Origin of the sequence: uncultured Alsobacter sp. (genome assembly GCF_945952055.1) — a bacterium.
In the GTDB taxonomy this organism is placed as follows: domain Bacteria; phylum Pseudomonadota; class Alphaproteobacteria; order Rhizobiales; family Beijerinckiaceae; genus Alsobacter.
Map to the genome: position 1 here is coordinate 1 of NZ_CAMFHB010000103.1, position 3319 is coordinate 3319.

Here is a 3319-nt window from a genome sequence, read left to right on the forward strand (position 1 = left end):
CCCCGAACAGGTGTCCACCATCTCCCCGGTCTAAACACCAAGCCCGGCCATGACGGTGGAGAGGTGGAGCGAGCTGGAACTCCGGTCGGCGGCGGGGCGCCCCGAAACGCCCGCGGAGCCAGCTCGGCCCTCACCCCACCGCCGAGATCTGCCGCATCGGGCGGCCGGGGGAGAGGGCGCTGGCGGCGCGGAGGATGCTGTGGGCGTCGATGCCGTAGTGGCGGTAGAGCTCCTTCAGCGTGCCCGTCTGGCCGAAGTGCTCCACGCCGAGCGAGCGGGTGCGGTGGCCGTGGACGGAGCCGAGCCAGGCGAGCGTCGCGGGATGGCCGTCGATGACGGAGACGATCGCCGCGCCCTGCGGCACATCCGACAGCAATCGCTCGACGTGCGACTGCGCCGCGTCGTCGCCGGCCTCGCGCTCGCGGCAGGCGGCGGTCCAGCCGGCGTTGAGGCGGTCGGCGGAGGTGATGGCGAGGAGGCCGACGTCGCGGCGGTCCTCGGCCATCAGGCCCACGGCCTCGATGGCCTCCGGCGCGATGGCGCCGGTGTAGGCGACCACGACCTGGCAGTTGGGGCCGGGCTTGCGCATCCAGTAGGCGCCGTCGACGACGTCGCGCGCGAGGTCCGGGGTCATCGCGCGGTGGGGCTGGGCGATGCTGCGGGTCGAGAGCCGCAGGTAGACCGAGCCGCCATTGGCGTCGCGCGTCCAGCCCTCGGCGTCGGGCTCCGCTTCGCCGTCGCGCTGCAGGTAATCGAAGGACCACGCCATGATGGCGGCGAGCTCGTCGACGAAGGCCGGCTCGAAGCTCGCCAGCCCGTCCTGGGCCATGCCGACCAGCGGCGTGCCGATCGACTGGTGCGCGCCGCCCTCGCCGGCCAGCGTGATGCCTGACGGTGTCGCCACCAGAAGGAAGCGGGCGTTCTGGTAGCAGGCATAGTTCAGCGCGTCGGCGCCGCGGTAGATGAACGGGTCGTAGAGCGTGCCGACCGGTATCAGACGCTCGCCGTTGATGGCGTGCGAGAGACCCAGCGCCGAGAGCATCGTGAACAGGTTCATCTCGGCGATGCCGAGCTCGAAGTGCTGGCCCTTGGGCGAGAACTCCCAGGCATAGGTGGACGGGATGCGCTCGCGCTTGAAGATGTCCGCCGTGCTCTCCTTGGCGAAGAGCCCGCGCCGGTTCACCCAGGCGCCGAGATTGGTGGAGACCGTCACGTCGGGCGAGGTGGTGACGATGCGGCTCGCGATCGGCTCCTCCGAGCGGGCGAGCTCGTGCATGATCAGCCCGAAGCCCTGCTGCGTCGACATCGCGGCCTGCGGCGTGAAGGCGAGCGAGGCCGGCGCGGGAATACGCGCGGCCTTCAGCTGCCGGTCCTTCCCTTGCAGGAACGGGATGCGGCGAACGAAGTCGCGCATCGCGTCGGCCGGCACCGGCAGCCCCTCGTAGGGCTCCCATTCATGGCCCGGGCGCACGTTCTCCCGCGTCCGCAGCGCCTCGAGTTGCGTGGGCGTCAGCAGGCCGGCGTGGTTGTCCTTGTGGCCCTGCAGCGGCAGGTGCATGCCCTTCACGGTGTAGCAGATGAAGCAGGTCGGCCGGTCGTGGCTGCGCGCGGCCTCGAAGGCCTCGATCAGGCAGCCGAGGTCATGTCCGCCGAGATTGGTCATGAGCCGCGCCAGCTCGTCGTCGGAGCGGCGCTCGATCAGCGCGGTGACGGGGCCCTGGTCGCCGATGTCGTCGAGGAGCCGCTTGCGCCAGGCCGGGCCGCCCTGGAAGCACAGCGCCGAGTAGACCTGGTTCGGGCAGGCGTCGATCCAGGCCTTGAGCCGGTCGCCGCCGGGCTCGGCGAAGGCGGCCTGCTGCAGCGAGCCGTACTTCACGATCACGACGTCCCAGCCGAAGTTGCGGAACATGGTGTCGAAGATCGACCACAGGCCCTCGCGCACCACGGCGTCGAGGCTCTGGCGGTTGTAGTCGACGACCCACCAGCAGTTCCGGACGTCGTGCTTCCAGCCCTCGACGAGCGCCTCGTAGATGTTGCCTTCGTCCATCTCGGCATCGCCGACGAGAGCCACCATGCGGCCCGCCGGGCGGCCGTCGCTCCAGCCCTTGGCGCGCACGTAGTCCTGCACCAGCGCCGAGAACAGCGTCTGGGCGACGCCGAGGCCGACCGAGCCCGTCGAGAAGTCGACGTCGTCGGTGTCCTTGGTGCGCGAGGGGTAGGACTGGGCCCCCTTCCAGGCGCGGAAGTCCTTCAGCTTGTCGAGCGTCTGGCGGCCGAAGACGTACTGAAGGGCGTGGTAGGAGGGCGAGGCGTGCGGCTTCACCGCAACGCGGTCCTCGGGGCGCAGAACGGCACCGTAGAGCGCGGTCAGGATGGTGTTGAGGGAGGCGGAGGAGGCCTGGTGCCCGCCGACCTTCAGGCCGTCGTCGTTCGGCCGGACGTGGTTGGCGTGGTGGATGATCCAGGTCGCCAGCCAGAGCGCCTTGCGCTCCAGCGCCGCCAGCATCTCCAGGTCGCCCGCTCCGATGGTCGTGCCGCGCTTGCCCATGATGTCCTCCCGTTGCCGCAAGAGTAGCGCGGCAGGCGCCGCAGAGACTGCCGAAGACGCTGGTCATGGCGATCCTGCGCAGCATATCCTGCTTCGATCCGATTTTATGGAAGCATGGAATGCCGGCCGAGCGCCTCGATCCAACCGACATTCGCATCCTGCGCGAGCTGCAGGAGAATGCCCGCCTCAGCAACGTCGATCTCGCCGAAAGGGTGCATCTCTCCCCCTCGCCGTGCCTGGCGCGGGTGCGGTCGCTGGAGCGGGCGGGCGTGGTCGACCGCTACGTGACCCTGCTCGATCCGCGGAAGGTCGGGCTGGGCGTCAGCGTGTTCATCCACATCACGCTCGACCGGCAGGTCGGGGCGACGCTGGAGTCCTTCGAGCGCGCCATCTCAGGCTTCGACGAGGTGATGGAGTGCTACCTGATGACGGGCGACAGCGACTACCTGCTGCGGGTGGTCGTGGCCGACGTCGATGCCCTGCAGCAGTTCATCCTGACGCGGCTCACCACGCTGCCGGGCGTGGCCAACATCCGCTCCTCGTTCGCGCTGAAGCAGGTGAAGTACAAGACCTCGCTGCCGCTGGGGCAGGCGGGGTGATTGCGCTTTCCATTTGCGCCAAGTTATCCGCCGTCCTGGCCGGGCTTGGCCCGGCCACCCACGACTTTGCCGGGGAAGGGTATGGCGGCCCAGGCAAAGTCGTGGATGCCCGGGCCAGGTGTACAGCCCGGAGACATACCTGACAGCTGTTCGGGGACATCCCTGACACTCT

At 69.4% G+C, this 3319-nt stretch carries 2 protein-coding genes; one reads left to right on the plus strand and one right to left on the minus strand.

The annotated features are described in order from the left end of the window. Positions 1-130: 130 nt before the first annotated feature. Positions 131-2548 (minus strand): transketolase, encoded by a 2418-nt coding sequence (locus Q0Q47_RS31050; protein WP_293869048.1) that lies wholly within the window; start codon positions 2546-2548, stop codon positions 131-133. A 119-nt stretch (positions 2549-2667) separates the two neighbouring features. Here Q0Q47_RS31050 and Q0Q47_RS31055 point away from each other — a divergent pair, with 119 nt between their 5' ends. Continuing rightward, on the plus strand, positions 2668-3147 hold the full coding sequence (locus Q0Q47_RS31055) for an Lrp/AsnC family transcriptional regulator (RefSeq protein WP_293869050.1): 480 nt from the start codon (positions 2668-2670) through the stop codon (positions 3145-3147). Positions 3148-3319: the final 172 nt, after the last annotated feature.